A 3160-nucleotide genomic window follows, 5' to 3' on the forward strand; every position below is an offset into this window, starting at 1 on the left:
GGCTGAGCGAATGTCAATCTCTGTCGCGTGTCGCAGGCCAGCCGTGTGCTGGCGGGCGAGGGCCATCTCCATCATTCCTTCCGAATGCGGGGCTTCCACCCGAACCGGCGCAGGTCGATGCGGCCCCGAGCGTCGAACTCCACTCCTTCCTGCTCCAGCCGCATCCGCTGCAGCAGGCTTCCGCCCGGCTCATCCGCCCGCGCGCTGATGCACCCTTGGGCGTTGACCACGCGGTGCCACGGCACGCGGCCGTCGGTGAGCGCGTGGAGCGCGTATCCCACCTGCCGTGCGTGGCCGGGCAGCCCGGCCAGCGTGGCGATTTGCCCGTACGTCGCCACCCGCCCGCGCGGGATCTTCCGGACGGCGGCGTAGATGCGGGCGTACGCGTCCGAACTCACCCGAGACGCACCCTCACACCAGCACCTGGAGGCGTCCGGGATGAATCTCGATGCTAACCTCGCGAGCGTCTTCGGCGATGATCTCGCCGTCCGCATGCACCGGGAGCGGGTCCGGGCTGGTGACGCGGACATGATGGGCCTGGCGCATCCGCACGCACGTGGCGCCGGTGTGCGTGCCGCGCAGCACCTGCGGAAGAAAGCGGAGGATACCCAGCGTCCCCAGTCCGTCGCACATGCAGACGTCCAGCACGCCATCGTCGATGCGCGCATCGGGGCAGATCCAGAACCCGCCCCCGTGGCGGCCGCCGTTCCCGATGGTGACCAGCGTCATGGGCCCGTCCCCCGCCTCCTGCCTGTCGATCTCCACCCGCATCCGCGGCGGCTCGTAGACGCGAAGCACCTTCGAAAGCGCGTGAAGGTACATCGCCAAGCCACGAAAGCGCCGGCGGCGGTCCACCTCGATGGCCACGCGCGCATCAAGCCCGATCCCGACGCCGTTGCTGAACCAGCGCCCGTTCACGCTGCCGACGTCCACCTGCCGCCAGGCACCCGCGACGATGCGCCGCAGCGCCTGCACCGGGTCCGTCGGCACACCCGCCAACCGGGCGAAATCATTGCCGCTGCCGACGGGCAGAATCCCCAGGGCCGCAGGAGGCCCGTCGCCCGCGGCCAGCATCAGCCCGTTGACCACCTCGTGCACCGTGCCGTCCCCGCCCACCGCCACCACGGCGGGCCAGCCGCCGCGCGCCGCCGCCTCCGCCACCTCCGCCGCTTCACCGCGTGCGGACGTTTCCGCCACCACGTGCTCCACGCCGGCCAGCTCGCGCGCCAGCAATGCGCGCATACGGGCTGCGGCGCCGCGCCCGGCGGTGGGGTTCAGGACGACGTAGAACCGGTCGATGGGCATGGATTGGACGAAGCCGGAAGGAGGCAGAGCGGGCGCGGCACGATGGCCCGCGCGGGGCCGGCCGCGCAAGGGCGTGAGGTGCGGCGGGCGCGGCGCCTGCGTACCTTCCCGCGCATGACGCAGGGACGAAACCGGCTGATCGGAACGCTGTTCGTGGCCATCGCCGCCACGCTGTGGGGGCTGATGGGCCCCGTAACGCGCACCGCCCTGGCTGCGGGGCTGCACCCACTGGAGGTGGCGCTGTGGCGCGCCCTGATCGGCGCCGCGCTCTTCGCCATGCACGCCGCCGTCACTCGCAAGGTGCACATCGACCGCGGCGACCGGCTGATGGTGGCCGCATTCGGCGTCGTGGGCGTAGCGGGGCTGCTGGCGTCGTACTCGCAGGCGGTGGACGCGGGCGGGGCCGCGCTCGCGGCGATCCTGCTGTACACGGCGCCGGTGTGGGTGGCGCTGCTCTCCGCCGCATTGCTGGGCGAGCGGATCACCCGCCGCGTGGTGCTCGCGCTGGCCCTGGCGACCGCCGGCGTGGCGGGGATCGCCCTCTCCGGCGGCGGCGGAATCCGGATCACCCCCGCGGCGCTGGGGTGGGGGCTGCTTTCGAGCGTCGCCTATGCCATGTACTACCTGTTCGGCAAGCGCTACTTCGAACGCTACACCACGGCCACACTCTTCATCTACGCGCTTCCCATCGGCGCGCTCACCTTTCTGCCCTTCGTAGACTTCCGCCCGAAGTCCGGCACCGCCTGGGCCGCGCTCGTGTTCCTGGGCGTGGTGCCCACCTACCTCTCGTACGTGTTCTACAGCGCCGGCCTCAAGCGCATCGAGGCCACGCGCGCCGCCACCGTGGCCACCGTCGAGCCGGTCGTGGCGGCCATCGGAGCGTACTTCCTATGGAACGAGCGGCTGAGCCCCGTGGGCTACGCCTGCGCCGCCGTCGTCCTCCTCGGCGTGCTGCTGATGGTGGCCGGGCCCTCACGCACCACGCAGGACGAGCCGCCTCACCCCTGAGCGGCGCCACGCTGGGCCCGCCCCCGCGGAGACACCCGGGCCCGCACGGGCCGGGGCGCGGCGGGCGCCGGAGCATCGGCCGCCAGCACGGCCCCCAGCTCCCGCGGCGTGGTCCCCATCGCCAGCAGCGCGCGGATCAGCAGGTCCAGCGACACCGAGGGATCGGCCGCCTCCATCTTGGCCACGCGCGACTGGCTGGACTCCAGCAGCTCGGCCAGGCGCTGCTGGGTAAGGCCCATCGCCAGTCGGCGGGCGCGCACAGCGTTGGAGAGTGCGATCATGAGCTCCACGTACGCCGCCTCGGCGTCGGTGAGCCCGAACAGCTCCTGGACGTCGGTCTCCACCCAGCCCTGTTCCTCCAGCTGCTTCTGCTTGCGATCGTTCATCAGTCCTCCTCCTGGCTTGCGTCGTACCGTCTGAGCCGCTTGCGGCACACTTCCAGCACCAGCACCGGCGTTTGCTGCGTGGCCTTCTGAAAGATGTCGACGACCACCACGGCGTCGGGATCGACTCGATAGACGATCCGCCAGCTCTTGTCTTCGTCGACGATGCGCAGCTCGTGGCACCGCGCCCCGATGCCGGGCATGGGCCTGGACCGCGGCATGCTGAGCATGCGCCCCTCCTGCAGGGCCCGGATCAGGGTACCGGCCTCTCGCCGTGCGCTGGCCGAGAACGGCGGCGTCATGATCCGGCCCGACAGCACCACCAGGCGCTTCCCCGCCGCCCCCGACCTCTCCATCATATGTCATATCCGACATTTGCGCAAGGGCCTTCTTCGCCGCGACGGCCCACCCGCGCGTTCCGTAAATCCACCTGCGGCGCGGGAGAACGCTATGCAAGTGCACGG

Annotated in this window: 5 protein-coding genes; 1 reads left to right on the forward strand and 4 read right to left on the reverse strand. The window is 71.4% G+C overall.

The window, feature by feature from the left end:
- Window positions 1-71 precede the first annotated feature (71 nt).
- Both VIB55_RS10170 and VIB55_RS10175 read right to left on the reverse strand, forming a co-directional pair.
- A complete protein-coding gene (locus tag VIB55_RS10170; protein WP_331876547.1) occupies window positions 72-398 on the reverse strand; it encodes an MGMT family protein in 327 nt (108 codons plus the stop codon).
- Between the two features lie 13 nt (window positions 399-411).
- Window positions 412-1305 carry a diacylglycerol kinase family protein gene (locus VIB55_RS10175; protein WP_331876548.1) on the reverse strand — a complete coding sequence of 298 codons (894 nt, stop codon included), beginning with the start codon at window positions 1303-1305 and terminating at the stop codon, window positions 412-414.
- Between the two features lie 114 nt (window positions 1306-1419).
- On the opposite strand from VIB55_RS10175, the gene VIB55_RS10180 reads away from it, so the two are divergent.
- Window positions 1420-2313, forward strand: a complete 894-nt coding sequence (locus VIB55_RS10180; RefSeq protein ID WP_331876549.1) for a DMT family transporter — start codon at window positions 1420-1422, stop codon at window positions 2311-2313.
- On the opposite strand, the gene VIB55_RS10185 is transcribed toward VIB55_RS10180, so the two are convergent.
- On the reverse strand, window positions 2304-2699 hold the full coding sequence (locus VIB55_RS10185) for a helix-turn-helix domain-containing protein (RefSeq protein WP_331876550.1): 396 nt from the start codon (window positions 2697-2699) through the stop codon (window positions 2304-2306). The two genes, VIB55_RS10180 and VIB55_RS10185, sit on opposite strands and share 10 nt — an antisense overlap.
- Window positions 2699-3055 (reverse strand): type II toxin-antitoxin system RelE/ParE family toxin, encoded by a 357-nt coding sequence (locus VIB55_RS10190; RefSeq protein ID WP_331876551.1) that lies wholly within the window; start codon window positions 3053-3055, stop codon window positions 2699-2701. The genes VIB55_RS10185 and VIB55_RS10190 overlap by 1 nt, the downstream gene beginning before the upstream one ends.
- Between the last annotated feature and the right edge of the window lie 105 nt (window positions 3056-3160).

It is taken from the genome of Longimicrobium sp. (genome assembly GCF_036554565.1).
GTDB lineage: Bacteria > Gemmatimonadota > Gemmatimonadetes > Longimicrobiales > Longimicrobiaceae > Longimicrobium.